The following is a 1201-nucleotide window of genomic DNA, read 5'->3' on the forward strand; positions in this document are numbered from 1 at the left end:
ATCGCCAGCAGGCTGGCTTGTATGCTGGTACTTGAAGGGAGGAGGAGGGACTAGGCTGGATTCTGACTGTTGACGCAGTACAGACCCGTGGGAGATTTCGCCCCTCCTCCTTTCACCCAAGCGCCGATAAAGAATGCATCTGGCTCGACCGACTATAGGAACAAGCCTGCGCCCCTGGGTGATCCCTTCAAGTGCTCAAAACCATATCTCGGGGGGTGTTCAATGGCAATGTCGGTTTCTGCTTCCAGGCCAATTGTGGGTGTGGATGTCGCCAAGAACGAGTTGGTGATCTACCAGGCCGAGCCGGATCTGCTCGAGACCCTTCCCAATGACAAGCCAGCCATCAGGAAATGGCTGAAAGGCTTGCCGGGGCCGGTCGATGTGGCGATTGAGTCGACCAATGTCTATCACCTGGAGTTCGCCGATCTGGCCCATGAGGCCGGCTGCACGATCTACATGGTCGGCGGCTATGAACTGAGTCACTACCGCAAGGGTGTGAAGGTTCGCGCCAAGACCGATGCGCTGGACGCAAGGTTGCTCGCCCGGTACCTGAAAAACGAACATGAGGAACTTCGCCCGTGGACGCCGCCATCGCCGCTGTACCAGCGACTCCTGAGCCTTTTCCGCCGGCGCGCGGTGCTGGTTCAGGCACGGGTCGGCCTGGTACAGAGCTGGGCGAATGAGCCGCTGCTCAAAACCGCCTTTGCCGAACAGGTGGCCTCGATGCAGAGGCTTGAGGTGCTGGTCGAGAAGATGATCAACGACCAGCTGAAAGAGGCCGGCCTGCTGGCTCAGCTGAGGCGCTGCATGAAAGTTGAAGGCATCGGTTTTCTGACGGGCGCCCGCTTGATCGCCGCGTTCCAGAGGGGTGACTTCAGGAGTGCCGATGCGTTCATCGCCTTTTTGGGGATGGACTTGCGGGTTTCCCAGTCGGGACAGAAGGACGGCCGACGCAGCCTGACGAAACGCGGCGATCCGGAGGTGCGTCGGCTTCTGCACAACGCCGCCATGTCGGCCAGCCGAACGGCGGCCTGGAAAGGTTTTTATGAGGAGCAACGGGCCAAAGGGTTCAGCACCACGCAGGCGCTGGTGATACTGGCCCGCAAACTGGCCCGGATCGTATTCGCCCTGCTCAAAGGGCAAAGCGAATATGAACCAAAAGCAGGCTGAGGGCTTTGCCTCAACCATAGAATCTCCCACA

Annotated in this window: 1 protein-coding gene; it reads left to right on the plus strand. The window is 59.5% G+C overall.

Features of this window, described 5'->3' with window-relative positions; translation table 11 throughout:
* The first annotated feature begins 222 nt into the window (after positions 1-222).
* Complete coding sequence (locus CAG33_RS28025) at positions 223-1170, plus strand: IS110 family transposase (RefSeq protein ID WP_085641290.1); 948 nt, start codon at positions 223-225, stop codon at positions 1168-1170.
* Positions 1171-1201: the final 31 nt, after the last annotated feature.

This window comes from Pseudomonas sp. B3(2017), from assembly GCF_002113595.1.
Classification (GTDB): domain Bacteria; phylum Pseudomonadota; class Gammaproteobacteria; order Pseudomonadales; family Pseudomonadaceae; genus Aquipseudomonas; species Aquipseudomonas ekonensis.

Coding starts and splice junctions, on each gene's coding strand:
- CAG33_RS28025 (WP_085641290.1), top strand. CDS start 223: ATGGCAATGTCGGTTTCTGCTTCCAGGCCAATTGTGGGTGTGGATGTC.